Origin of the sequence: Mammaliicoccus sp. C-M13 (genome assembly GCF_022386845.1) — a bacterium.
In the GTDB taxonomy this organism is placed as follows: Bacteria; Bacillota; Bacilli; order Staphylococcales; family Staphylococcaceae; genus Mammaliicoccus; species Mammaliicoccus lentus.
The window spans coordinates 112,130-137,400 of sequence record NZ_JAJNHQ010000001.1; the positions used below are offsets into that span (position 1 = coordinate 112,130).

General features: G+C 30.9%; 26 protein-coding genes and 1 pseudogene. 18 read left to right on the forward strand and 9 right to left on the reverse strand.

All coding sequences use genetic code 11. The features are described from left to right. Window positions 1-37 precede the first annotated feature (37 nt). Window positions 38-943, forward strand: a complete 906-nt coding sequence (locus LQ615_RS00565) for a DNA-3-methyladenine glycosylase family protein (protein ID WP_239703956.1) — start codon at window positions 38-40, stop codon at window positions 941-943. 151 nt (window positions 944-1,094) lie between these two features. On the opposite strand, the gene LQ615_RS00570 is transcribed toward LQ615_RS00565, so the two are convergent. Next, on the reverse strand, window positions 1,095-1,511 hold the full coding sequence (locus LQ615_RS00570; RefSeq protein WP_064205359.1) for an OsmC family protein: 417 nt from the start codon (window positions 1,509-1,511) through the stop codon (window positions 1,095-1,097). A gap of 200 nt (window positions 1,512-1,711) precedes the next feature. Here LQ615_RS00570 and LQ615_RS00575 point away from each other — a divergent pair, with 200 nt between their 5' ends. Both LQ615_RS00575 and LQ615_RS00580 read left to right on the forward strand, forming a co-directional pair. Continuing rightward, complete coding sequence (locus tag LQ615_RS00575; protein ID WP_016998404.1) at window positions 1,712-2,764, forward strand: ABC transporter permease; 1,053 nt, start codon at window positions 1,712-1,714, stop codon at window positions 2,762-2,764. A gap of 2 nt (window positions 2,765-2,766) precedes the next feature. Then, the gene (locus LQ615_RS00580) at window positions 2,767-3,444 is read left to right on the forward strand and encodes an ABC transporter ATP-binding protein (protein WP_016998403.1); all 678 of its coding nucleotides are present in this window, start codon (window positions 2,767-2,769) and stop codon (window positions 3,442-3,444) included. A 91-nt stretch (window positions 3,445-3,535) separates the two neighbouring features. On the opposite strand, the gene nfsA is transcribed toward LQ615_RS00580, so the two are convergent. Together nfsA and LQ615_RS00590 are read right to left on the reverse strand one after the other, a co-directional pair. Continuing rightward, on the reverse strand, window positions 3,536-4,291 hold the full coding sequence (gene nfsA / locus LQ615_RS00585) for an oxygen-insensitive NADPH nitroreductase (RefSeq protein ID WP_064205361.1): 756 nt from the start codon (window positions 4,289-4,291) through the stop codon (window positions 3,536-3,538). Between the two features lie 349 nt (window positions 4,292-4,640). After that, the gene (locus LQ615_RS00590) at window positions 4,641-5,924 is read right to left on the reverse strand and encodes a homocysteine synthase (protein WP_239703957.1); all 1,284 of its coding nucleotides are present in this window, start codon (window positions 5,922-5,924) and stop codon (window positions 4,641-4,643) included. A 183-nt stretch (window positions 5,925-6,107) separates the two neighbouring features. On the opposite strand from LQ615_RS00590, the gene LQ615_RS00595 reads away from it, so the two are divergent. After that, entirely contained in the window at window positions 6,108-6,632 is a 525-nt protein-coding gene (locus tag LQ615_RS00595) for a GNAT family N-acetyltransferase (protein ID WP_064205362.1), read from the forward strand. A gap of 18 nt (window positions 6,633-6,650) precedes the next feature. Beyond that, window positions 6,651-7,214, forward strand: coding sequence for a hypothetical protein (locus tag LQ615_RS00600; RefSeq protein WP_239703958.1), 564 nt, complete (start codon window positions 6,651-6,653; stop codon window positions 7,212-7,214). Window positions 7,215-7,301: 87 nt separating this feature from the next. On the opposite strand, the gene LQ615_RS00605 is transcribed toward LQ615_RS00600, so the two are convergent. Beyond that, entirely contained in the window at window positions 7,302-7,985 is a 684-nt protein-coding gene (locus LQ615_RS00605; protein WP_064204672.1) for a DUF1129 family protein, read from the reverse strand. Window positions 7,986-8,120: 135 nt separating this feature from the next. Here LQ615_RS00605 and LQ615_RS00610 point away from each other — a divergent pair, with 135 nt between their 5' ends. From LQ615_RS00610 to LQ615_RS00655, 10 genes are all read left to right on the forward strand, one after another. Then, on the forward strand, window positions 8,121-8,882 hold the full coding sequence (locus LQ615_RS00610) for a sulfite exporter TauE/SafE family protein (RefSeq protein ID WP_064204671.1): 762 nt from the start codon (window positions 8,121-8,123) through the stop codon (window positions 8,880-8,882). 13 nt (window positions 8,883-8,895) lie between these two features. Continuing rightward, complete coding sequence (locus LQ615_RS00615) at window positions 8,896-9,333, forward strand: GNAT family N-acetyltransferase (protein ID WP_017000983.1); 438 nt, start codon at window positions 8,896-8,898, stop codon at window positions 9,331-9,333. A 19-nt stretch (window positions 9,334-9,352) separates the two neighbouring features. Next, window positions 9,353-11,395 carry a cation:proton antiporter gene (locus LQ615_RS00620; protein WP_239703959.1) on the forward strand — a complete coding sequence of 681 codons (2,043 nt, stop codon included), beginning with the start codon at window positions 9,353-9,355 and terminating at the stop codon, window positions 11,393-11,395. A gap of 70 nt (window positions 11,396-11,465) precedes the next feature. Beyond that, the gene (locus tag LQ615_RS00625; RefSeq protein WP_017000981.1) at window positions 11,466-12,323 is read left to right on the forward strand and encodes an SA0632 family lipoprotein; all 858 of its coding nucleotides are present in this window, start codon (window positions 11,466-11,468) and stop codon (window positions 12,321-12,323) included. Between the two features lie 68 nt (window positions 12,324-12,391). Beyond that, a complete protein-coding gene (locus LQ615_RS00630) occupies window positions 12,392-12,685 on the forward strand; it encodes a hypothetical protein (protein ID WP_182093771.1) in 294 nt (97 codons plus the stop codon). 93 nt (window positions 12,686-12,778) lie between these two features. After that, complete coding sequence (locus tag LQ615_RS00635; RefSeq protein ID WP_218688234.1) at window positions 12,779-14,329, forward strand: DNA-binding protein; 1,551 nt, start codon at window positions 12,779-12,781, stop codon at window positions 14,327-14,329. Between the two features lie 278 nt (window positions 14,330-14,607). After that, window positions 14,608-16,128 carry an acetaldehyde dehydrogenase ExaC gene (exaC, locus tag LQ615_RS00640; protein ID WP_064204673.1) on the forward strand — a complete coding sequence of 507 codons (1,521 nt, stop codon included), beginning with the start codon at window positions 14,608-14,610 and terminating at the stop codon, window positions 16,126-16,128. Continuing rightward, complete coding sequence (locus LQ615_RS00645) at window positions 16,129-16,461, forward strand: DUF779 domain-containing protein (RefSeq protein WP_017001167.1); 333 nt, start codon at window positions 16,129-16,131, stop codon at window positions 16,459-16,461. Window positions 16,462-16,529: 68 nt separating this feature from the next. After that, on the forward strand, window positions 16,530-17,069 hold the full coding sequence (locus LQ615_RS00650; RefSeq protein ID WP_064210844.1) for a GNAT family N-acetyltransferase: 540 nt from the start codon (window positions 16,530-16,532) through the stop codon (window positions 17,067-17,069). 12 nt (window positions 17,070-17,081) lie between these two features. Continuing rightward, on the forward strand, window positions 17,082-17,552 hold the full coding sequence (locus LQ615_RS00655; protein WP_064210845.1) for a 2-thiouracil desulfurase family protein: 471 nt from the start codon (window positions 17,082-17,084) through the stop codon (window positions 17,550-17,552). Here the strand turns inward: LQ615_RS00655 and LQ615_RS00660 are convergent. Beyond that, on the reverse strand, window positions 17,527-18,096 hold the full coding sequence (locus LQ615_RS00660; RefSeq protein WP_064210846.1) for an LOG family protein: 570 nt from the start codon (window positions 18,094-18,096) through the stop codon (window positions 17,527-17,529). The two genes, LQ615_RS00655 and LQ615_RS00660, sit on opposite strands and share 26 nt — an antisense overlap. 74 nt (window positions 18,097-18,170) lie before the next feature. Between LQ615_RS00660 and LQ615_RS00665 the strand changes: the two genes are divergently transcribed. After that, a complete protein-coding gene (locus tag LQ615_RS00665) occupies window positions 18,171-18,422 on the forward strand; it encodes a hypothetical protein (RefSeq protein ID WP_017001171.1) in 252 nt (83 codons plus the stop codon). Between the two features lie 7 nt (window positions 18,423-18,429). Here LQ615_RS00665 and LQ615_RS00670 read toward each other — a convergent pair whose 3' ends face one another. From LQ615_RS00670 to LQ615_RS00680, 3 genes and pseudogenes are all read right to left on the reverse strand, one after another. Continuing rightward, on the reverse strand, window positions 18,430-18,888 hold the full coding sequence (locus tag LQ615_RS00670; RefSeq protein WP_239703969.1) for a YaiI/YqxD family protein: 459 nt from the start codon (window positions 18,886-18,888) through the stop codon (window positions 18,430-18,432). A 329-nt stretch (window positions 18,889-19,217) separates the two neighbouring features. Continuing rightward, window positions 19,218-19,841, reverse strand: a pseudogene (locus tag LQ615_RS00675) (hypothetical protein); the annotation flags it as partial. 83 nt (window positions 19,842-19,924) lie between these two features. Beyond that, on the reverse strand, window positions 19,925-20,770 hold the full coding sequence (locus LQ615_RS00680) for an undecaprenyl-diphosphate phosphatase (RefSeq protein ID WP_070045658.1): 846 nt from the start codon (window positions 20,768-20,770) through the stop codon (window positions 19,925-19,927). A gap of 153 nt (window positions 20,771-20,923) precedes the next feature. Here LQ615_RS00680 and LQ615_RS00685 point away from each other — a divergent pair, with 153 nt between their 5' ends. Next, window positions 20,924-22,537, forward strand: a complete 1,614-nt coding sequence (locus tag LQ615_RS00685) for an ABC transporter ATP-binding protein/permease (RefSeq protein WP_174700884.1) — start codon at window positions 20,924-20,926, stop codon at window positions 22,535-22,537. Beyond that, a complete protein-coding gene (gene cydC / locus LQ615_RS00690) occupies window positions 22,534-24,198 on the forward strand; it encodes a thiol reductant ABC exporter subunit CydC (protein ID WP_103268645.1) in 1,665 nt (554 codons plus the stop codon). The genes LQ615_RS00685 and cydC overlap by 4 nt, the downstream gene beginning before the upstream one ends. A 468-nt stretch (window positions 24,199-24,666) precedes the next feature. Here the strand turns inward: cydC and LQ615_RS00695 are convergent, their stop codons facing one another. Then, window positions 24,667-25,113 (reverse strand): MarR family winged helix-turn-helix transcriptional regulator, encoded by a 447-nt coding sequence (locus tag LQ615_RS00695; protein WP_017000978.1) that lies wholly within the window; start codon window positions 25,111-25,113, stop codon window positions 24,667-24,669. Between the last annotated feature and the right edge of the window lie 158 nt (window positions 25,114-25,271).

The following is a 25,271-nucleotide window of genomic DNA, read 5'->3' on the forward strand; positions in this document are numbered from 1 at the left end:
ACTTTAGTATTTGTTAAATAAAAGGGGCTGGGTTGAAGTGGAAGAAATTCGAATAGAATGTCCAGAGATTTTCGATTTTGAACAATGTTTAGAATACTTTAAAAGAAATGAAAATGAAATTTTATTTAGCGTAGTTGATCGAGAAATTTATAAAGCAGTTAAAATAAATAACCTTAATATATTAATACACGTATCATACGTACCACATTACTTAAAAGTAGAAATTTTAAATCAAGATTTGATTACGCCTTTAATCGTAGAAAAACTTATTTCATATATAGAAGAATGGTTTGACTTCTCAACAGATTTATCTTCATTTTATAATGATGTTAAAGATAATAAAATATTAGCACCATTAATTGAAGAGTTATATGGATTAAGAATAATTAGAATTCCAGAATTTTTCGAAGCTATTACATGGGGAATCATAGGACAACAAATCAATTTATCATTTGCTTATAAATTAAAACGAAGGTTAGTTGAAAAATATGGTGAATCAATACCATATAAAGGCAGACAATATTACATTCATCCATCACCAGAAAAAATATCAAATGTCACAATTGAAGAATTAATGGAGCTAAAATTTTCACGTAGAAAAGCAGAATATCTTATAGATATTGCAAATAAAATTCAATCACAAATTATAACGAAAAAAATGTTGTTAAATCTAACAGATAAAGAAGAAATAGAGAAAGCTCTAACAGATTTAAGAGGTATAGGACCATGGACAGCACACTACGTCATGATGAGATCATTAGGTATAAAAAATGCTTATCCTGTAGGAGATGTTGGTTTGCAAAATGCTTTAAAATTAATTTTAGAATTAGAACAGAAACCTTCTAAAGAATTTATGATAGAACTTAATAAAGATTGGGAAAGGTGGAGCTCTTATGCAACATTTTACATTTGGAGAGCGCCGTATTTGAGGAATATTAAATAGGGTATTTAGCGTAAATTAGTAATAATAATCAAAAAATAACCATCTAGTTAATACTTTGACAGTTACCTAGAATGGTTATTTTTTATTTTATAAATATATGATTTCGATATTATTTTATATTTTGAGAGTAGTAAAATATAGAAGCTTTTATTTAAAGTTCTTCTTCTGTACCATTATAGAATAATTTTGGATCTATAGATGCTTTAAGTGAGTGTGCAACTGTGCAATATTTTTCGACACTTAAAGAGATTGCGCGTTTTAATTTTTTTAAATCTACTTCTCCTTCAACATCAAAAGTAAGTGTAACGTTTTTTACTGCACGGGATGTAGTGTCTTCTCGTTCATCATCTACTGTGATTTCAAATTTTGTTACATCTGCTAATCTTTCTTTCATTATGTTTGTCACGTCAATTCCAGTACATCCTGCTAATCCGCTTAACATTAATTCAACTGGAGATGGCCCGTTATCATCGCCACCGGATGCGACTGGTGCATCTGAAATGATATCATGACCGAATTTAGATTGTGCTGTAAATGTTTTGTTGCCTTGCCATATAGATTTAATCATCTTAAGTCCTCCTCGTAATATTTAACTTCATTGTATCAAGAGGCGTGTAACTACACTAACAAATTGACTAAAGGTGTAGCTATTTATGACGATTTTTAATTTAATTATTTATTTTTTGTTTTTCTCTCATTTGTTCATATTCAGTTCACATTGCGAAGATATGATATATATATAAATTCAAGAGAGAAGGACGGATAAGCATGAAACTAGCATTAAAAGAACTTAAGTATTACAAATTTAAATACTTACTTGTAACATTGATTTTATTCTTATTAGCATTTTTAGTGTTATTTATTTCAGCTTTAGCACAAGGGTTAGCTAAAGAGAACGTTTCTGGAGTAGAACAATGGAATAAAAGTGAATATGTAATTGCTAACGATGCGGATAATAATTTAGGACAATCTGACATTTCGGGTAAAAATGAAGCGAAAGTACAAGACATTGCAAAAGGTGACACGATTAGAACTGCAATGCAAAAAATTAATACAGATGATGGTAAAGCAGATATCATGTTTACACAACTTACAAATAACATTCAGCCTAAACCTTCAGAAGGAGAATTACCTAGTAACGGTAACGAAGTTCTATTAAATGAAAAATTAAAAGCTGAAGGATTTGAGATTGGTGACAAAATTAAATTATCTGATGAAAATCAAACGTTTAAAATTGTAGGATTTGCAGATAATTTAATGTATTCACATACTTCAATGGCTTATGTGAATGAAGCGGGAATGGATGATTTGAAAGGCAATCATATTGCTTTAATCGCTTATGATAATTTAAATAGTGATCAAAAAAATCAAATTAATGATTTAGAAAATGTAAAAGTCATTCCACAATCTGATTTGATGGATGCAATACCAAGTTATAATGCTGAGCAACAACCTTTAAATCTTATGATTGTATTTTTATTCGTAATTTCTGCGATTGTGATTACAGCATTCTTCTATGTTATGACAATTCAAAAAACAAGCCAGTTTGGTATTTTGAAAGCAATAGGTACTAAGAACAAACAACTTATTTCTTCATTAATGATTCAAATTTTAATCATAACGTTAATAGGTGTGGCAATAGCTATTGCAATTATCTTAGGACTAAATACTGTAATGCCAGTGACAATGCCATTCTACTTAAATACAAACTTAATGTTATTGATGGTTGGTGTATTTATTGTTGTTTCATTAATCGGTGCAGTATTATCACTTATTAAAGTAATGAAAATAGAACCACTAGAAGCTATAGGAGGAGAATAATAATGGGATTAGTAGTAGAACATGTTACAAAATCATTTGGTGAAAAAGACGCAAAAACTCAAGTATTGAATGATATTAATTTTACAGCAAACAAAGGTGAACTCATTGTATTAAATGGTGCATCAGGTTCTGGAAAATCAACATTATTATCTATTATAGGTGGCTTATTAGATAAAAGTTCTGGAGATATAACTTTAGATGATTTAAGCTATGTTGATTTATCAGATAAAAAATTAACAGATATGAGATTAAATCAAATCGGATTTATTTTTCAATCGTCACATTTAATACCTTATTTAAACGTTACTGATCAACTTATGTACGTTGGACAAATGGCCGGAATGAGTAAGAATGAAGCTAAAAAAAGAGCTGAGAAATTATTAATAGATATAGGGTTAGAACATAGATTGAAATCTTATCCTAATGAATTATCAGGAGGAGAAAAACAACGTGTAGCTATCATGAGAGCTTGGATGAATGAACCTAAATTAATCTTAGCTGATGAACCAACAGCAAGTCTAGATTCTAACCGTGCAATAGAAGTGGTTAAAATGATTAGAGATAATGTTAAAAATAATCAATCAATAGGAATTATGATTACTCATGATGAAAGAATTTTTGAATTCGCTGATAAAGTAATAAAACTAAGTGATGGAAAAATTGAAGAACAAGTTTCATAATATTTTATAATTGAAGAAAATGTAAAAAACAAGCATTCAAAATAAAACGCTCAATCCGCAAACTTTGGATTGGGCGTTTTTAATATTTATATTACTTTTTGATAAATCCTTTTTGATTTAAACGTTCTAAAATATCTGGGCGTGATTTTTTACTCATCATTTTAGCAATTTGTTGTGACCATGATTCAGAACGTTGTCCATTCGTACGTTGTTCATAATATGTTTGTATATCTTTGTCGTAGTCTTTAATTTGATTCAACTGTTGAACTTTATCTGCGTTGTATTTATTTTCATGGAACACATGTTCAAAAGGTAATCTTTGTTTAGGTGAACCTTGATCATCTTCAGAAGGTACACCGATTGCCATTCCAAATAGAGGGAAGACATGCTCAGGTAAGTCTAAAATTTCGCTTACACGTGCAACGTTATTTCTTAAAGAACCTAAGAATACAATGCCGTAGCCCATATCTTCTGCGGTTAATGCGACATTCTCAGCAGCTAAAGCAACATCAATTGTGCCGACCAATAAACCTTCAGCAGATTCAAAACTATCTTGCATATTTTCTTCTGCTTCTTCATTAATTAGGCTATGACGATAATAATCTATGACGAATACAAATAAATAGCCATTGTCTATTACGTGTTGTTGTCCGGATACTTCTTTTAAAGCTTTCTTAATTTCTGGGTCACGAATACCTATAATTGAATAAGCTTGAACATAGCTTGAAGTTGAAGCCATTTGCCCAGCTTCTACTAATTGTTTTACTGTTTCATCTGATAATGGTTCATCTTTAAAATTCCTTATAGAACGATGTTGTTGTGTTAAATCATACACTGATTGCTTCATACGTAAGTTACTCCTTTAATATTTTATATAATTAAATTTTAGCAAAAATAATAAAGAAACTCATACTAAGTAGCTCAGCGTTTTTTGTAGATAGGTAAATGCGGTTCGATAAAATGAAATTATCGAACCGCAAATGCAAAATACAGGTCGATAAATAAAATTATCGAACCGCAAACACGAAATACAGGTCGATAAATAAAATTATCGAACCGCAAATGCAAAATACAGGTCGATAAAAATAAATTATCGAACCGCAAATGCAAAATACAGGTCGATAAAAATAAATTATCGAACCGCAAAATTGAAATAAGGGTAAGACATCATTTAATGTCCCACCCTTAAATATTGATTATGAAACTTGATTTAATGCTTTTTCCAAGTCATTAATGATGTCATCAACAGATTCTGTACCTATTGATAAACGTACTAAGTCTTTCGTTACTCCTGAAGCTATTTGATCTTCGTCTGAGAGTTGTTGATGTGTTGTACTCGCTGGGTGAATGACTAGTGATTTCGAATCTCCAACATTAGCTAAGTGTGAGAATAATTGTAATGACTCTACAAAATTAGCTATGGAATCAACATCGCCCTTAACACCAAATGTTAGAATAGCGCCTTGTCCTTTTGGTAAATATTTGTTGGATAATTCATGATATGAATTAGATTTTAATCCAGGATAATTAACCCAACTTACTTTGTCATGTGCTTCTAAAAATTCAGCTACTTTTTGAGCGTTTTCAGAATGACGTTCTACTCTTAAGTGCAATGTTTCTAAACCTAATAAAAATTGATGTGCGTTATAAGGCGATAAAGCAGGGCCTAAGTCTCTTAACAATTGAACACGTGCTTTTGTTATGTATGCAGCAGCACCTACATCCCTTGCATAAGAAACACCGTGATAACTAGGATCGGGTTCTACTAAACCTGGGAATTTACCGTTGTCCCAATTGAATTGACCACTGTCTACGATAACACCACCAATTGAAGTACCATGTCCACCAATGAACTTTGTTGCAGAATGAACTACGATATCAGCACCGTGTTTTATAGGTTGTAATAAATGTGGTGTAGCAAATGTATTATCAACAATTAAAGGAATGCTATTCTCGTGCGCGATGTTAGATACAGCTTCTATATCCAAAACATCTATACGAGGGTTACCTATTGTTTCGGCGAAAATTAATTTTGTATTTTCATTAATTGCAGCTTTAAAGTTCTCAGGATCATCGGGATTTACAAAATTAACTTTGATACCTAATTTTTTGAATGTAACTGCAAATAAATTATAAGTACCACCATATAAATTAGTAGAAGCGATAATTTCAGAACCACTTTCAGCGATGTTTAAAATACTTAATGTAATAGCAGCTTGTCCACTACCAACACCTAGCGCACCAACACCACCTTCTAAAAGTGCGATTCTTTTTTCGAATACATCATTTGTTGGATTCATAATACGAGAATATATATTGCCTTCTTCAGCTAACGCAAATAAATTTTGAGCGTGTTCTGTAGATTTAAATGTAAATGAAGTCGTTTGATGGATAGGAACGGCTGTTGAGCCTGTAACAGGATCTGGTTCTTGACCCCCATGAATTGCTAATGTTTCTTTATTCCAATTTTCTTGAGTCATTGTGTTAACCTCCTTTAGTTATATCTGCCATTATAATCAGATAATTCAAAAGTTTCAATCAATTCTGAGTAAAAAGATAAGAAAATAACAAAATATTAATAATTAATAGATAGGTTAATTTTTTAGATTTTATATTAACAAGTGTATAATAATTATAAATGTAGTGATTGAAGGGGAGAGTATATGGTAGCCATTAGAAGGGTTGAAATCCATGATGCAGAAGAAATTTTGAATATGGATTATAGAAATAGAACTTTGTTTGAAACATTTTCAGCAGCAGATAAAAAAGACTCGGATTATCGTTTATATAACTATAGAAAAAAGGTTGATAAGCAATTACAAAATATGAAAAATGACGAAGGGTATCACTATGTTATTGTTAGTGACGAAGATAAGGTTATAGGGACTATTGATTTATTTAGCGTGGTCAGACATAATATTCAAAGTTGTATGATAGGATATGCAATTGATGAAGCATATAGCGGTAAAGGTTATACCACATATGCTGCAAAAGAAGTTATAAGAATCGCATTTGAAGAATTAGGATTTCATCGTGTTGAAGCGGGCGTCCAACCATCTAATATCGCTTCAGTCAGAGTGGTAGAAAAAATAGGAATGAAAAGAGAAGGTTTAAACCGAGCTAACGTACGTATTAAAGGTGAATGGAAAGATCATTATTTATACGCTATCGTCAACGATAAGTTTTAAGGAAGGGATAGAAACATATTGAATATTGTATTAATTGGTTTGATATTATACTTGATGCTGTTTGCAACATATAAATTTTTACTTGAGAAAAAGAAATATACAACGATACATTTTACATTTGTTCTTATATTTCTTAGTTTCAGCCAAGTGCCAATTATGTATTATGAAAAATTAAATAGCACATTAAATACCGCCGCATTAACTATCGGCTTAGTCTTTATATTTCTGATTAGTTTTTCGATGTTTATTCAGGTTATATGTAATATATTGTCTAACACGCAACTTGTTAGTGAAAAGTATATAGAAAAAATATTTAAAATCGCATCAGATCCTATAGAAATGATTGCACATATATTTAAAGTAATATGGTTATTATTGTTAGGCATTACCGTAATTCAAAATGCTAATATATTATTAGGCATCATTATATTAATAAGTAGTTTATTTATTTTTTATTATGTCAGTATACTCACTTATTACATAACTAAACATAAAATGGGGTTTAAGCCAAATGTATTTATTATCAATATTGAAACTTTTATAAGCTTTATCATTTTATACATAGGATTGATGATTATTTAATATGATAAGTAAGCGTACACTTTTGAAAGAGGGGATAAAATTAAAAGATTCTGGGACATGAATAATTGTCTCAGAATCTTTTTTTATTTATCTTGTTTCAGGTTGGTTAATTTTTCTACGATGGTCTATATAAAGACCAAGTGGTGTAAGTATTAAAGAAATGATGATGTACATCCAATTAGATGTATATATTTTTGGACCAAGTTGCAAGTAATAGCCGGGTAAATAAAAGGACAAAATCGTTAATATAAATGATCCAGCTATTAAAATGTTCGTAAGCATAGTGGTCCAGTTAGATAAACTGTATATTCTAATTTGTACAACTTTGAATATCATCCATATAAAGAAGAATATCATAGAAAAACCGGTAATAAATGTGATGATAAATGTATATAAATATGTGTATTCTATTTGAGTGAAAAATCCGGTAAAACCTCTAATAAATGAAAAGACACCAAGCAATATTAAAATATGGAGGCCTATGAATTTAAATATATTCTGAATTGTTCGATTCGGCATATTATTAATCATATTATCAGCATGTTTCTTTGGATCATGGTCGAAAAATTCCATCGCGAGCATGCCATCTTTTTCTGCTTTTAACAAATGGTTCAATATATCCAGTAACATCTTCTCTGATTCATGCTCATTGATACTTAAATTTGCACGTACATAAGTTAAATAGTTTTCGTAAACTTCTTTATCGTGTGAATTCAATCTTAACCGTTTTACGTTGTTCTCAATAATAAGGTCACGTGTTGATTTTTTCATCAGCGTTTTCCTTTCTTTATTCATTAATTATATTCTAACAAGTATTTTGTAATAAAAACATTATTAATATCAGGTTTATACTTTTTACAGATGATAAATTTTTCGCTATCATTAATAATGACTGGTGGTGTAATATTGGAGATTTTGACGTTATTTATCATTTTTTTAGTTGGTATTTTTGCTGGTACTATTAATATTGTATCAGCAGGCGGTTCTCTAATTGTTTTACCTTTATTGATTTTCTTCGGATTACCAACCACTGTTGCTAACGCCTCAAACAGGGTTGCTATTCTAGTACAAAATATAATGGGCTTATATGTATTTTATATAAAAGGCATGAAAAACGTTAAATTAAGTATTATTTTAAGTATTCCTGCCATTATAGGCTCTTTTATTGGTGTTCATTACGCTATAAGCCTTCCAGACGATGTTTTTAATCGAATGTTAGGCATCATTATGCTTCTTGTCTTAATAATTATGATTATGCCTACGAAATGGAAAGATGGTCATAATCAATCTGAAAAATTATCCTCTTTTAGAAAAGTCATGCTTGTTTTAGTTTTCCTTGCACTTGGTATTTATGGTGGAATGGTTCAAGCTGCAGTTGGATTTTTATTTATTATCGCACTTAATTTATTAATACCACGCTTAAATTATGCGGAAGTTCAATGTATGAAGACTTTAATTATTACCATTTACTTATCATTATCTACATTTGTATTTATTTTTCAAGGATACGTCAATTGGCCATTTGCTATAAGTTTAGCATTAGGTTGTGGGATAGGCGGTTTTATAGGTGGGAGACTAACGGTTTCACTACCCGAAAAAAAATTAAAAGCAATAATGTTTGTCGTTATTTTTATACTAGCAGTTAAACTTTTAATAGAAAATAACTAGGCAGGTGATAAAAATGATTGAATTTAAAAAAATACGTGACGAAAGCACGTTGTATGAGATAAGTCAGATGGCGGCTGCGTACTTTAAAAGGGAAGATCAGAGTACTAAAGTTGCTGAATCTTTAGAGTTTGAAGCGATTAAACGTTCTTTAGCATATGAGGAAAGCGTTGTTTTCGGTGCATTAGATAATCAAAAATGTATTGGATTTATATGGGCTAAATTTGATAATAAGGATAATGAAGTTAAAGTTTATAATCTATTTGTTAGTGAATCTTATAGAAACAATAAGATAGCAGCGAAATTAAAGAAAAAATTAGAAACGTGGGCAATCGATAAAGGTGCATCATCAATCGTTTCTACAGTTCATGCCCAAAATAAAAGTATGTTGCATATCAATGAATCAATGGGGTATGAAACGGAAAAATACATCATGAGGAAACATTTATTTTAGTTAAGAAGGGAGGTATTTGATGGCAATATTTGAAGGTTTTTTATGGTTCATCATGGGAATTATCCTCAGTTCAATAATTTACCATTATATTTCTAAAATACCTTTAAGTTTCATTCAAATTGTTATAGGTTTTGTTATATTTTTATCTCCGATACCTGTGGCATTAGATTTTGAATCTGAAGTGTTTATGATGGGGATAATAGCGCCTTTATTATTCTTAGAAGGTATATCAGTATCACGTGTACATTTAGCCAGGTATTTAAAGCCGGTTATGTCTATGGCTATGGTACTTGTATTTTCAACAGTTTTAGGTATTGGATTTTTAATACATTTAGTTTGGCCAGAATTACCACTAGCGGCATGTTTTGCAATTGGTGCAATTGTTTCTCCAACTGATGCAGTAGCTGTTCAAGCAATAGCTAAAGGGAAAATGTTACCAAAAGGTTCTATGACAATATTAGAAGGTGAATCACTATTAAATGATGCGGCGGGAATTTTATCATTCAAAATCGCATTAGCTGCATTAGTAGGCGGTTCATTCTCACTTACAGGAGCAGTAGGTCAATTTTTCTTAACAGCATTTGGAGGCGCAATTGTTGGGCTTATACTTGGTTATGGGCGAGTACAATTACGTGTTTATTTAACGAAAAACGGTATTAATAATGGTAACATGTTAACTTTTATTCAGGTTATAACCCCGTTTTTAGTTTATATTATAGCTGAAACTTTTCATTCATCAGGTATTATTGCAGCAGTTGTTGCAGGTTTAATACATGGCGTTGAAAAAGATAGAATAGCTCAAGCAACTACGAAAGAACAAGTTACTTACAACCACACTTGGGAATTATTGAGTTACTTATTAAATGGTTTTGTATTCATTTTATTAGGATTTTTAATACCAGAAGTACTGATTAATATTTTAAAAGAATCTAATCAGGAAATATTACATGTTATCGGTATGACGTTATTTGTGACTGTGCTTGTATACTCGTTTAGATACATTTGGGTACTATTTTCATATCCATATTTCTATTTACCAGAAAGCAGATTTTCAAAAATGTTAACGAGTGGTAAGGATATTGAACCTCAAACAGAAGCCGATAAACCAAATCGTTTTAAATATGCTTTTATTATGACTATTTGTGGCGTTCACGGTACTATTTCATTAGCAATCGCATTGATGTTGCCTTATAAATTATCAGAACATACAGATTTTATATATAGAGATAATTTATTATTCATAGCTACAGGTGTTATCTTAATCAGCTTAGTGCTAGCTCAAGTTGTTCTACCGCTTATTACGCCAAAAGCTAAAGTTAAAGAACAAAGTCAGCTTACATTTAACGAAGCAAAAGTATTGTTAATTGAACGTGCGTTAATAAAATTACAAGAATTTTATAGTAAAGAAACAAGCTATGTATATGGTAAAATCACCCGAAGTTATCATATGCAATTATCATTTTTAAAAGCTAGCAATGAAGAAGATGAAGACTTAAAAGAATTAGAGCGACTTCAACGAATCGCAATAGATACAGAGTTTCGAACTTTAGATAATTTAATAAAGAATGACAAAATATCGCAAAACACATTTGATAATTACACTCAAATTACAGAGAGATCATCTACATTTAAAAATGCATCACTTGTTACAAAAGTTAAATTGATGATGAAATTATTTGTTCGTCGTAGAAAAATTAAAACATATATTAACGCGACAAGTTCATTATCAATAGAAGCAAACTTAAGAGAAATGAGATATATTACACGAGAAGTTCATTTCCAAATTGTAAAAAGATTATCTAAAGAAATGAATGAAGAAAACGAATTTGAAATTAGTATTGTATGTGATTCTTACTTAAACAAAGTTGAAAGACTAACGCCTGATAATTTCGTGAGTAATCACACTGCTATTTATACAGAAATGGAAATATATGCTTTAAGAATTCAAAGAGAAATGATTAATGAATTAATTGAGGATGAGAAAATAACACGTGCTCTTGCTATTAAATTGAGAGAATCTGTCAATTACGATGAAATGATTGTATTAGGTAACAGTATCTAACCTGTTATCAATAGATAGCTCACCATTAGTATGGTAAAATATTTAAGAATATGTATAGGAGGCGGCACCTATGAAGAAGGCATTTTTACTAATGGTGATGACAACAGTTATTTTAGCTGCTTGTGGTAAAGATAACGAGCAGGAAGATTTAGAAAAAGAAATTAAATCATTGGAACAATCATCTAGTGATTATAAAAAAGACAAAGAGAAATTAAAAAAAGAAAATGATAAATTAAAAGAAAACATTAAAGAAAAAGAAGAAAAATTAAAAAAGATTGAAGATGAACTAGGAGAAAAAGACAACAGTTCAGATAATGAAAAATCTGATGATGAATCAAAGGATTCAAAAGAAGATAAAGCTAAACAGACTTCTAGTAAGAAAAGCAAAAATGATGAAAAAACGTTCCCGAATACTATCCGTACATCTACTAACGGAGATGTTGAATTAGTGAATGATTTACAAGATCAAAATTTTCACTTTGAAGATAGTGGGATGAAAGTAGATGTTGACCATTTGCAAATATTCCAAGTAAATAATATGCCAGAAGGTCAGGTATTATTATTCAACGGAGCTAAAGATGGATATGTTATTATTTATGAAGTGATGACAGAAAATACTACAGAACAAAAACTTTATTATGATAATGCTGCATCTATTAAAAACGGAGACCGGAATCAACGTTCAGATTATGCATCTTTTATTCCAGATTCTCATAATGAAAAATATATGAAAAAATCAAAAGAGAATATTGATGAATATCAACCTAAAGAACAGACAAAGAGTTTGAAATCTATACCGATTTCAACAGAAATGTATCAATCTATAAAAGATAAAAAAGCAACATTCGATATTCAAGGCGGCGTTAGTAAAACACGTTCATATGATCATGCTTCAGAAAAAGTGAAATCATTCGAATTGAATATATAGCATGCGTTTATCTTAAATGATTATAGGGAATAAATTACTAATGATTATTTGAAAAGAGGGATGTCACCGTGCATGAAGAAAATTTCGTGTTGATTGAAGGTCAAAAGCTGACACTATTAGAATTAGGACAAGAACTTGAAACAATTACTGGCCGTACATTACAATCAACAACAGGTGAAATAAGAAGTTGGCCATCTGAGGCTGTGATTTTTGATCGTAAATCAAACGTTAATCAAGTTACTTATCGGTTTAATGACAATAATGATATTGTTGATGCTACAATTGAAGTTCCAAGAGGCTTCAAAAATTATGATACTGAGCCTGTCTTGATTAAATTATTAACATATTTTAGAAAATCATAAATAAATCAATATAGAAGGGAGTGGGACGATGAAATCTTGTGAGAACAATGAGATTTCTGTCCCGCTCCTTTATTTTTACATAAGGAGATTAAAATGAAATTAAAGATGCTAATTTTAAGTTTAATAATAGTTTTCTCAATTGTATTAGTAGCTTGTTCTAACGGTAATGAAGAGAAAAAAGGAGAAGATGGCAAGATAGTTCTTTCTCCAAAGAGTAGCGACATAAAAGGTAAAGTACTATTCGATAGTGCACATGGACAAACAGCCGGGAGTGCTGATTGGGTAATTGATGGAGGTTTTTCTGATTTTGCAGACGCACTAACGAAAGAAAATTATGAAGTTACAGATTTAGGATACAATCAACTATTAGATTACAAGACAATGCAAGACTATCAACTAGTAGTGATTCCTGAAGCGAATAATCCTCTTAAGAAAAGTGAACAAGATGCTATTGAGAAATATGTGAAAGCTGGTGGTAGTATCTTAATGATAAGCGATCACTATAATGCGGATAGAAACTTTAATAGGTTTGATTCATCTGAAGTTATGAACGGATATAGAAGAGGCGCTTTTGACAATCCAACAAAAGGTATGTCGCCTGAAGAAAGAGCATCAGAAAAAATGAAAGGTGTAGAAAGTAGAGATTTTCTAAATGAAGTGTTCGGTTTGCGCTTTCGATATAATGCATTAGGTAATATTAAGGTTGACGATATAGCTTCAAGCGAAGAAAGTTTTAATATTACTAATGGTATAAAAGCAGTATCAATGCATGCAGGATCAACAATTGCTATTACTGACCCGAATAAAGCAAAAGGAATAGCTTTTGTTCCACAACTGAGTAAACATGATAAATGGAATAATGCTGTAGATGAAGGTATTTATAACGGTGGGGGTAAGAATGAAGGACCTTATATTGCGATTAGTAAAGTAGAAAAAGGAAAAGGAGCTTTCATTGGGGACTCTTCGATGGTAGAAGATAAGACTCCAAAATATAAACGAGAAGATAACGGAGAAAACAAAAAAACATATGATGGTTTCAAAGAAGAAGATAATAAAAAAATGGTTATGCAAATTGTTGAATGGTTAAATAAGCAAGAAAATCAAAAAGATTTTAAAGCTATGGACATAAATCTTGATGATAAAACGCCTCTAAAACGATTTGAACAACCTGAGAACAGTCAAGAAGTTGAACAAGAACCTTGGGGAACACCAAAACGTGGATATAAATGGTATGATGCTTCAACATATGCATCTGGAAGCTATGGTGCCAAAGGTACAAAACAAAATAAAACTGAGCACTCAACAGAAGAAGATAATAATACAACAAATAATGACACTAGTACTTTTGATATTCCTTCATCTGTATCAAGACAAGAAAAATTCAATATAACAGTACATGTAGATGAATCTAAACTAATCAATCAAAAATTCCAACTATCTATAAAAAATAAAGACGGTAGAGAAGTAGGGATGTTTAATGGACAAGCTCCAGGTATATCAGAATCAGTTAATCCAAAAATTAAAAATGGAAAAACAGATTGGTACTTTAAAACTAAAATCGCAAATGAAGCGGATGAAGAAGTAAAAGTAGAAGTACTATCAGGTGGAAATGTTATAGCACAAACAACTTTAACAGTAGAATAAATGAACATGATATTTTCTTGTTTATACACTTTACAAAAACTAAATATTCCAATCCAATTGGATTGGAATATTTAGTTTATCACTGGGTATTTAAATAATAAGATTAGCTATTTAACCTCGGAAGAATAATTTTATTATTAAATTCCGCGCAATTTTATAGTTACTTATTTTTCTTTCTTGAAAAATTTATTGTTTTATTTTAAAATGCTAATTAGTTGATGATAGCGGTTTCATCAATTAAAATAGAATTGTAACTACATTTAGGGAGGCGTTTTAATATGGCTTTTGAATATCCAACTGCAACAAATGCAAAGTATAAAGTAAAAGATAAATATCAGAATTTTATCGGTGGTAAATGGGTTGACCCCAAAAATGGTGAATTTTTCGACAATGGTTCACCGGTAACTGGGGAAGTATACGCAAAAATACCTCGTTCTACTAAAGAAGATGTTGATGAAGCAGTAAAAGCAGCGCATAAAGCTCAAGTAGAGTGGGCTAAAAAATCTCCTACAGAACATTCTCAATTATTATTAGATATCGCAGATCGAATAGAAGAAAATATAGAAGAACTTGCTGTAATCGAAACATTTGATAATGGTAAACCAATTAGAGAGTGTTTAGCAGCAGATTTACCTTTAGTGGTTGACCACTTCAGATATTTCGCTGGAGTTGTAAGAGCAGAAGAAGGTGGCATTTCACAAATAGATAACGATACAGTAGCTTATCATTTTAAAGAACCGATTGGTGTTGTAGGTCAAATCATTCCTTGGAACTTCCCATTGTTAATGGCTACTTGGAAATTAGCGCCTGCAATCGTAACTGGTAATGCTGTTGTATTAAAACCAGCAGAACAAACTCCGGTGTCTATTTTACACCTTATTGAAAAAATCCAAGACTTGTTACCTGAAGGTTTAATTAACGTAGTAAACGGATTCGGTGCAGAAGCAGGACAAGCATTAGCTACACATGAAGATATTAATAAAGTAGCATTCACAGGTGAAACGACTACAGGACGTATCATCATGCAAAATGCAAGTCAAAACTTAATTCCAGTAACACTAGAATTAGGTGGTAAATCACCGAACATCTTCTTTAAAGATATAATGGATGAAGAAGATGATTTCTTAGACAAAGCTGTTGAAGGTTTAGTAATGTTCGCACTTAACCAAGGTGAAGTATGTACATGTCCTTCAAGAGCGTTAGTACACGAAGATATTTACGATAAATTTATCGAAAAATGTGTTAAACGTGTAAACGAAATTAAAACAGGTAACCCTCTTGATCCGGAAACAATGCTTGGTGCACAAACTTCTCAAGAGCAAGCTGAAAAAATTAAAAGTTATTTAGATATCGGTAAACAAGAAGGTGCTGAAATCTTAGTAGGCGGTAATGTACGTAAAGAATCTGGTGACTTAGAAAATGGTTATTACATCGAACCAACTATTTTCAAAGGAACACAAGATATGAGAATTTTCCAAGAAGAAATATTTGGACCTGTATTATCATTAGCAACATTTAAAGACGATGAAGAAGCTTTAGAAATGGCAAATGATACTTTATACGGTTTAGGTGCAGGTATTTGGACTAGAAACCAAAATAAAGCATATAGATTCGGTAGAGGTATCCAAGCAGGTCGTGTATGGGTAAATAACTACCATACTTACCCAGCTCACGCAGCGTTTGGCGGATACAAAATGAGTGGTATTGGCCGTGAAAATCACAAAATGATGTTAGATCATTACCAACAAACTAAAAACTTACTTGTAAGTTATAGTGAGAAACCAGCGGGACTGTTCTAAATGAAAGAACAAGTTACTGCAACTGAAACAGCCAAATCACTCATTAGAGATTTAAAAAAGACACATGGTGAAAACTTGATTTTTCATCAATCAGGTGGATGTTGTGATGGTAGCTCTCCGATGCTTTTTGTTGAAGGCACACTAATCATTGGAGATGTTGATGTTAAACTAGGTGAAATCGAAGGCGTTCCATTCTATATGAATAAAAAACAATATGAATACTGGAAACATACTAATCTAGAATTAGATGTTGTTGATGGAAGAGGCGGTATGTTCAGTATTGAAGGCCCAACTGGAAAAAGATTTCACATTAGAAGTTCAGTAAGATCATAATTTGTAAGAGGATGTGCTAAAATAATAGTACATCCTTTTTTTATTATTATGAAGGTTGGGTGATTGAAATGAGTACATATATTGAAACAAAGCGCTTAATATTAAGAGATTGGGAAGAAAAAGATATCGAAATATTTCAGAGCATGAATGCAAGTCCTGAAGTGAGAAGATATTTTCCAGATATATTAAGCTATCAAGCAACAAAAAATATAGTTAACCAAATGCAAGAAGTTATCACAAAACAAAAAATTGGTTTGTTTGCTGTGGAATTAAAAGCTACTAATAGCTTTATAGGTATGGTAGGCATTAATTATATACCTGAAAATAGTGATCTCAATTTATCACAACTACCTTTTTATGAGATAGGTTGGAGATTAGATAAAACAGTTTGGGGCAATGGACTTGCAACTGAAGCAGCTGAAGCCGTGTTGGGTTATGCTAAAGAGCAAGGCATTGAAGAAGTTTATAGCTTTACATCAGAAATTAATAAGCCTTCTAGAAGAGTGATGGAAAAATTAGAAATGAATCATATTGAGAATTTTTTGCATCCTAATGTTGTTGACGATGAAAAATTAGCAACACATGTTTTATATCATAAGATTTTATAAGGAGTGGATTTTATGATCGTGATCAGTGCATGTTTAGTTGGTGAAAAAGTAAGATATGATGGCAAACATAAGTTGGATTTATTTTATAAACAATTAATAGATGAAGGAAAAGCGATCAGTGTTTGTCCAGAAATACTAGGTGGTTTACAAATACCGAGAGAACCAGCTGAAATTATTGATGGAGATGGTTTTGACGTTTGGAATGATAAAGCTAAAGTTATAACGGTATCTGGCCAAGATGTTACGCACCAATTTAAAGAAGGTGCTAAGAGAACGTTGTCTATTATTAGAGACTTAAAAGCCAATACTGTCATCTTAAAAAGTGACAGCCCTTCATGTGGAGCTTCGATTATATATGATGGAACATTTTCAGGTACAAAAAAAGAAGGTGTCGGTGTAACGACAGCCCTTCTAACATTAAATAATATTAAAGTTTTTGATGAAACAACCTTTTTATCTATTTCTGATAATCTCGAAGTTTAACAGGTTCGGCTACTTGCAAGGCATCAAATAATTCAGGAACTTCATCTTTGATAATAGCTAAATTTTTATAATTTTCGCTAACAAATCCTGTAGAAATTAAGTGCTCAATCATACTTTGCATTGGTTTGAAAAATTGTTTAGTATTTAAAGCACCAATAGGTTTGTGGTGTAAGCCAATTTGAGCCCATGTATATATTTCAAAGAATTCTTCTAAGGAACCAGCTCCGCCTGGTAACATGATAAATGCATCGGCCATATCAGACATCATTTGTTTTCTTTCGTGCATGGAATCTACAACATGATACTCTGTTAAGTTCTCATGTGCTATTTCACGCTCTCCGAGGAATTTAGGCATAACACCTATAGCAATACCATTATGGTCGATTACACCATTTGCTACAGCTCCCATCATCCCAATAGATCCAGCTCCATAAATTAATTCATAATGATTTTCTGCTAAATATTTACCTAATGCATAAGCTTGTTCTGTATAAATAGGGTCATTACCCTTACTAGCGCCACAAAAAACTGCTATTCTTTTCATAAGTTATTGCTCCTTTCAGCTATGTATTATAATTATAATAAAGCGTTTACTTTATTGACAAGGGAGGATTTAGAATGAATGTATTTCTAATGGTCGTTTTAATTGTACTAATTTCTACTGTTGCAAAAATTATTAAAGATCATGAATCTAAAAAAGTAAAACTAGAAAAAATTAAATCAGAACGTGTAAAAGATGAACTAGAACTAGAAAAAACGAAACACGAAAATTATTTATTAGAAACTGAAAAAATGCGCATTGAACTTGAACAGATGAAAGAAAACGATAAAGTTAATTTAGATAGATCTAAAAAGCAGTTATTAGATTAAGACAACGTCAAGTATCGGCGTTGTCACTATTTATTAAATCTATTAGAAAATCTGAAAATACTTTATGATCTTCTTGAGTTAACTTTTTTGGACCTTTTGTACGGCCACCTTGTTGTCTTATTTGGGCAGAAATATGTCTTTGCGTTAACAATTGTTCCATATTATTTGCAGTATATTCATAACCTTTATGATGAATAACATGTTTCGCTTTGTTCAAAATAAGGCTTGCTAGACCGTAGTCTTGAGTAACAACAACATCTTCAGAAGTCGTTAATTTAACAATTTTAAAATCAGCACTATCGACACCGTGATCAACATAAATTGTAGAAACATGTTCTGGGTAATCAGCTAGTGAAAAGTGATTTACACTTCTTATAATAAGAACAGAGATGCTTGTTGAGTCAGTTATACGGATTATATCATCCGTAACTGGGCAAGCATCTCCATCTATAATAATTCGATTAATCATTTTGAACGACGATTGCGTTTTTGATTTTTTAAATGTTCTTCACGGTGTTTATCGTATGGGAATTTACTAATGTGTTCTGACATTAATGATTTATGTTGATTGTATAATGCATGTTTAGGAGCTGGTTTTTTCTCTCCGCGAACACGTTCATCGATAAGTTCTTGAATGTTTTGTGTTGATTGGTTATTATATTTTTCCAGTTCATTAATACGTTTTTGTTGATTTTCTTTTTGTCGATCCATCTCTTCTTTCAAACGATAAGCTTTATTTCTTTCTAACTTTTCTTCTAGTGGAGCTATTTCGCTTTTTTGTTTATCTGCAATCTCAGAACCTTTTTCACGAATAGCAGTTTCTTCTTTTTGTTGTTTATCGTATTTTTTAATTTCTTTAATACGAGCTTTTTTATTCTCTTCTTCTTTCTTTTCTTCTTCTTTCTCGCGAGACTCTATATTTTTTTGAAGTTTTTTGTCTAATTTTGAAACATCTTTTTCGTTTTCTTTTTCTAATTTCTCGCCTTTTTTAGCCATTTTTTCTTCTTCTTTTTGATAATGTTTAAGCTCTTCTATTCGCGCTTTTTGGTTTTCTTTTTGAGCTTTTTCTTCTTCTTTATGGCGATTTTCTATATTTTTTTGAAGTTTTTTATCTAGCTTATCAATCTCTTTTTGTAATTCCTTTTGTTCTTTTTCTTCCTCTTTAAAAGGTTGTTTCATTTGTTTGTTGTATTCATATAAACGTTTCTTTTGAACGACATATGATTTTACAGGTTCTGATTTTTCAGCGATTTTATCTTTTGTTTGGATAGATTTATCTTTCACTTTATGTGATACATCTAAAGTTTTTCCTGTGATATTTTTAACATCTGGATGTTCTTTGAATTTTTTTCGCTCTGTTATAAGTGGTACGATTATTAACGGCAATGTATTAACAAGTAATTTTACTTTATCATTCATGTATAATTCCTCCATATCAATTCTAATTATATATCTTATTTAATTACCCTTTAATAGCTTATTCAAACTGTAAAAAGCGTTTATTATCCTATGTTTTGGCCAATTCCAAAACCGAAATATGCAATTGCTATAATTATAACAAGAATAATTCTATAAATGGCAAATGGTATTAATTTTACACGGTTTATTAATTTTAAGAATAACTTTATAGAAATAAAACCAAATATAAATGAAGCGATAAATCCTACAATATAAAAAGGTATTTGATCTAATGTTATATATTTTAAGTTTCCAAGTAATGCTTTACCGCTTGCTGCAAACATAATAGGTACTGCCATTATAAAAGTAAAATTAGATGCAGCTTTATGATCTAATTTTAAGAACACACCGGTTGAAATAGTTGAACCAGAACGACTGAAACCTGGCCATAGCGCGATAGCTTGTGACAAACCAATAACGAAAGCTTTTGGATAATTCATACCATCAACTGTATGTGGATTCATGACACGTTTTGAATAGATATCTGCGCCAATCATATAGACTGCTCCAAGTAACAATCCGATTAATACAGTAGGGACACTAAATAAATGTTTTTCAATAAAATCATCAAATAATAAGCCTAAAATACCTGCAGGAACGAGTCCGACTATTATATGAGAAAGTTTAAGATGATGTTTCTTTTTCTCATTTTGTTTAACGTGCAACATCTCAATATAACGGCTTCTAAAAATCCAAGCAGCAGCAAGGATAGAACCTAACTGTACTACAACTTTAAAAGTGAAAGCTGATTCGCTACCTAGGAATGCTTTTGATTTTAACCACATATCATCAATTAAAATTTGATGCCCTGTCGATGAAACAGGAGCAAATTCTGTTAAACCTTCTACAATACCTAGAATGATTGCTTTAATTAATTCGATTATAAACATGTTCGATCTCCTCTAGAAAACTTTATGATATGCAGTTGATATCACTTTAAGATTATTGTACCAAATAATGCTTTATAATATGCATATAAAGAATAATACATTTTGGTTTATTTTTTTAATAAAGGCGTTATAATGGAAAAAGGTGGTGACATTGTGAAAGAATTAACAAAGTATAGTGCTCAGTATAAACCGTTGCAAATATTGATGTTTTTAGCATCATTTTTACTCAGTTTATCAGTCGTATTTCAAAATATATATTTAGGTAAAATTATAAATCAAATGCTTGTTGTTAAAGAAGGTTACCAACAACTTTACCAATGGGTATTCATTTTATTAGCTGTACTGTTATTACGGGCTACTTTTAATTATTTAAATCAATTAACAGGGCAGAAACTCTCTTTTAATGTTAAAAAAGATGTTAGAAATCAATTAATTAATAAAGATACAAAGAGATCGAAATTAACGATATTAACAGAAGCAGTGGAGGGTATTCATCCTTTTTACGAATCTTATTTACCACAAGTCTTTAAATCAACCCTCATTCCTGTTGCAATCGTTATAACATTATTATTTATTCATTGGCCAGCTGCTCTCATTATGATGATAACAGCACCATTTATTCCGTTATTTTATATTGTTTTTGGACTAAGAACACGTGATAAAGCTAAAGATCAAATGCAATCTTTAGATCAATTTGCAAAAGAATTCATTGATTTAACGAAAGGTCTTGTTTCTTTAAAATTATTTAATAGAACAGATCAAACAGTGAACAAAATTCATAAATCTAGTACATCATTTAGAGATTTAACGATGGAAATATTAAAAAGCGCTTTTCTATCAGGTTTGATGCTAGAATTTATTTCTATGTTAGGGATTGGTATTGTTGCTTTAGAAGTTGGATTAAGATTAATTGTATTTCATGATGTTTCATTCTTAGTTGCAGTCATTACTTTATTATTAGCACCTGAATTTTACAATGCTATTAAAGATTTAGGACAAGCTTTCCATACAGGTAAGCAAAGTGAAGGCTATATCGAAATAATAGAAGATATAAATAAAGAAGAGAATGAAATCTATAAACCAATAACGATTAATCCAGATATGAGTCAAGAAGACATCATAACAATAAATGATGTTTATTTTTCATACCCTGAACGTGAAGATTTTGCGTTTAGCCATTTAAATTTAAACATTAAAGAAAATATGCATACTGCAATTGTAGGGCAGAGTGGTGCTGGTAAATCTACTTTAGTGAAATTAATCATGAATGAACTCTCTCCCATTAAAGGACAAGTTCAGTATAAAAAAGATATTAAAATTGGCTATCTATCCCAAAGACCTTACATTTTCAGTGCATCTTTAGAAGATAATGTCACAATGTTCCAAAATTACGATAAACAACAAATTGAAGATGTATTACAAAGAGTTGGTCTTGTAGAGAAAGTTAGTGAGTTATCAAAAGGTATTGAAACGAAAATTGGTGACGGTTATGAAATGCTTTCAGGTGGGGAAATGAGACGTGTAGAATTAGCAAGATTACTATTATTAAATCCTGAAGTGGTTATATTTGATGAACCAACAACTGGATTAGATATTAAGACAGAACAACTTATCGTTAACACTGTGAATCAATTTTCTAAAGAAAAAACAATCATTACGATTGCACATAGACAAGAAGTATTAAAATATGCCGACAATTTCATTAAAGTTAACAATGGAGATGTTCAAGTAACAAATAGCCCACTGAAAGGTGGTCAGTTCACATGAAAAAATTAACTATCAAATTTGATAAAGATTTTTATTTATCAATTATCATAGGTGTTTTAGGTATGCTCACTGCTTTAGGTATGTTTGCGTTGAGTGGTTATATGATTTCAAAAAGTGCTTTAGGAACACCGCTATACGCTTTGATGATTTTAATTGTTTCTATTAAATTATTTGGATTTGTAAGAGCTATTACGAGATATTTTGAAAGGTTATATTCACATCGATCTACATTTACGATGTTAAGAAATATACGTGTTGAACTCTTCAATTATTTAATTCCAATTGTCCCTAATGTGTTTAGAAGATATCGTTCAAGTGACTTACTAACACAAATGGTAAATAATGTCGAAAGATTACAGAACATTCTATTACGCGTTTATTATCCCCCAATCGTAATTATATTAACGACTATCGCAACAATTTTAGTCATGATAAATTGGAGTGTTTATGTTGGTATTATTATTGGAATTTCAATGATGATGTCTGTTATCGTCATACCTTATTTATCTACAAAACGTGCAAACATTTTAGCAGAAGATGTTCAACGAAGTGAAGAAGAATATGTGGCAGAATACTATGATTTTGAAAATGGTAAAGCGGAATTAAATAGATTCCAACAATATAACATTTTTAAAGATAAAGTTTTTAATCAACAAAATATTTACGAAAATAAAAAATATAAAGAGCAGAAATTTTTAAGTACGTATGATTTTATGCTCAATATATGCGCTATGATAAGTATTTGGTGTATCACTATCTTATGTATATGGCAAATTCAAGATGGCGCGTTAAATGCAGTGTTTTTTGCAAGTATACTCATGATTGTCATTACATTATTTGAGCAAGCTATTCCAATGACAAACGTAGCTTTTTACAAAGCAGATACTACTAGAAGTCTTAAAAATATCGAAGAAGTTATAAATCAGAATTTTGAAAATCGAGAAACATATGAAACAAGCAATAACGCTTTATACTATGCTGAAAAATTGAATTTTAAATACGATTTTCAAGAAAGAAAAACGTTAAAAAATGTTCAGTTTAAAATTAACGAAGGTGAGCATGTTGCTATTATAGGTCCATCAGGCTCAGGTAAGTCTACATTATTAAGTTTGTTAATGGGCTTATATAGTTCTAACGAAGGTTTATTGGCGTATAAAGGTAAAGCTTTGTCTCATGTTGAACATGAAAAATACGTAGACGAAATAAATACAATGTTACAACACAATCATTATTTTGAAGGAACGGTCAGAGAGAATTTATTAATAGAAGAAACTGATGAGAATATGAAAAATGCATTAATGAAAGTGAGATTAGAACATTTGAAATTAGATGACAATCTCACAGAAAATGCAGAAAATATATCAGGAGGAGAAAGACAACGTCTATCAATAGCTCGATTACTATTACGAAATGCGAACATTTGGCTTATGGATGAACCAACTGCTTCTCTTGATGAAGAAAATGAAAAAATCATTATGAACAATTTATTAAGTACTGACGATACAATAGTAATCGTGACACACAATTTGAAGTACCTTGAAGATTTCGACCATATAATAGTTATGAATGAAGGAGAAATTCTAGAACAAGGTGATTATCAAACATTGCTACAAGAGCAGGGCTATTTATATGACGTAGTAAACTTTAATAAAGCGTATTGATGTATTAAAAAGATTAAGAAGTTGAAACATGTTATTCTTCTAGAACCCGTTTTTCACTGCATACAAAATTAAGGCTGAGACATAAAAAGTCTCAGCTTTTTGTTTGAGTAAATAAAGCCCTCGAAAGTTGCAAGACGAGACGCACGTGCAACATAAAGCCCTCGAAAGTTGCAAGACGAGACGCACGTGCAACATAAAGCCCTCGAAAGTTGCAAGACGAGATGCACGTGCAACATAAAGACTCCTTGTTGCCAAGACTACTGAGAAAAGTCAATAAGGCTACCGTTATTGACACGTTTGATGAGAAAAGACAATAAGGCTACCGTTATTGACACGTTTGCTAAGAAAAGGCAATAAGGAACTTAAAATTTACAAGACAAGAGCCGCATGCGATATAAGTGTCCAGTCTATTACTACTAACACAAAAATGAGTTCGGGACATTAACTATTGTCCCGAACTCTTAATTATTATTTTTCTTGATTAATTTTATCTATGTTTTTAATCATTTTTTGTAAAAGTATGTTTAATTGTTCTGTTTCTTCATCAGTTAATTGAGATACGTCTTGTATTAAATGAGAAGCTTGGTATAACTTTTCTTTCATTTCTAGACTTTTATCTGTTAAGTGGACGAAAACTTCACGTTGATCTAAATCCGATCTTTTACGTTTAATTAAATGGAGGTTTTCCATTCTTTTTAATAAAGGAGATACTGTACCTGTATCAAGTGCTAGACCTGTTACAAGTTTTTTGACATTGACCGGTGCTGTTTCCCACAAAATTGTTAGTACTAAATACTGTGGGTATGTAATGTTATATTCTTTGAAAATTTTATTAGAATAATAACGATTGACTTGTCTTTGTGCATTATACAAATTAAAACACAATTGATTCTGGATATTTAAATTATCCGGCATAATCTTTCCCCCAAACTACAAATGAAATAGCTTTTTATTTCCGAACTTCTAATCTATTATATAATGAATAATTTTAGTTTGTAAATATCTTTAATAATGATTCCGATTATCTATAGAAATAATAATGTTGTTTACTTTAAAACGCTTAAGACTTTGTA

Excerpts from the sequence above, each read along its gene's own strand:
- LQ615_RS00590 (WP_239703957.1), bottom strand. The coding sequence starts at position 5,924 with ATGACTCAAGAAAATTGGAATAAAGAAACATTAGCAATTCATGGGGGT.
- exaC (WP_064204673.1), top strand. The coding sequence starts at position 14,608 with ATGGCTTTTGAATATCCAACTGCAACAAATGCAAAGTATAAAGTAAAA.
- LQ615_RS00615 (WP_017000983.1), top strand. The coding sequence starts at position 8,896 with ATGATTGAATTTAAAAAAATACGTGACGAAAGCACGTTGTATGAGATA.
- LQ615_RS00650 (WP_064210844.1), top strand. The coding sequence starts at position 16,530 with ATGAGTACATATATTGAAACAAAGCGCTTAATATTAAGAGATTGGGAA.
- nfsA (WP_064205361.1), bottom strand. The coding sequence starts at position 4,291 with ATGAAGCAATCAGTGTATGATTTAACACAACAACATCGTTCTATAAGG.
- LQ615_RS00625 (WP_017000981.1), top strand. The coding sequence starts at position 11,466 with ATGAAGAAGGCATTTTTACTAATGGTGATGACAACAGTTATTTTAGCT.
- LQ615_RS00655 (WP_064210845.1), top strand. The coding sequence starts at position 17,082 with ATGATCGTGATCAGTGCATGTTTAGTTGGTGAAAAAGTAAGATATGAT.
- LQ615_RS00595 (WP_064205362.1), top strand. The coding sequence starts at position 6,108 with ATGGTAGCCATTAGAAGGGTTGAAATCCATGATGCAGAAGAAATTTTG.
- LQ615_RS00620 (WP_239703959.1), top strand. The coding sequence starts at position 9,353 with ATGGCAATATTTGAAGGTTTTTTATGGTTCATCATGGGAATTATCCTC.
- LQ615_RS00570 (WP_064205359.1), bottom strand. The coding sequence starts at position 1,511 with ATGATTAAATCTATATGGCAAGGCAACAAAACATTTACAGCACAATCT.
- LQ615_RS00575 (WP_016998404.1), top strand. The coding sequence starts at position 1,712 with ATGAAACTAGCATTAAAAGAACTTAAGTATTACAAATTTAAATACTTA.
- LQ615_RS00680 (WP_070045658.1), bottom strand. The coding sequence starts at position 20,770 with ATGTTTATAATCGAATTAATTAAAGCAATCATTCTAGGTATTGTAGAA.
- LQ615_RS00635 (WP_218688234.1), top strand. The coding sequence starts at position 12,779 with ATGAAATTAAAGATGCTAATTTTAAGTTTAATAATAGTTTTCTCAATT.
- LQ615_RS00660 (WP_064210846.1), bottom strand. The coding sequence starts at position 18,096 with ATGAAAAGAATAGCAGTTTTTTGTGGCGCTAGTAAGGGTAATGACCCT.
- LQ615_RS00580 (WP_016998403.1), top strand. The coding sequence starts at position 2,767 with ATGGGATTAGTAGTAGAACATGTTACAAAATCATTTGGTGAAAAAGAC.
- LQ615_RS00605 (WP_064204672.1), bottom strand. The coding sequence starts at position 7,985 with ATGAAAAAATCAACACGTGACCTTATTATTGAGAACAACGTAAAACGG.
- LQ615_RS00645 (WP_017001167.1), top strand. The coding sequence starts at position 16,129 with ATGAAAGAACAAGTTACTGCAACTGAAACAGCCAAATCACTCATTAGA.
- LQ615_RS00665 (WP_017001171.1), top strand. The coding sequence starts at position 18,171 with ATGAATGTATTTCTAATGGTCGTTTTAATTGTACTAATTTCTACTGTT.
- cydC (WP_103268645.1), top strand. The coding sequence starts at position 22,534 with ATGAAAAAATTAACTATCAAATTTGATAAAGATTTTTATTTATCAATT.
- LQ615_RS00695 (WP_017000978.1), bottom strand. The coding sequence starts at position 25,113 with ATGCCGGATAATTTAAATATCCAGAATCAATTGTGTTTTAATTTGTAT.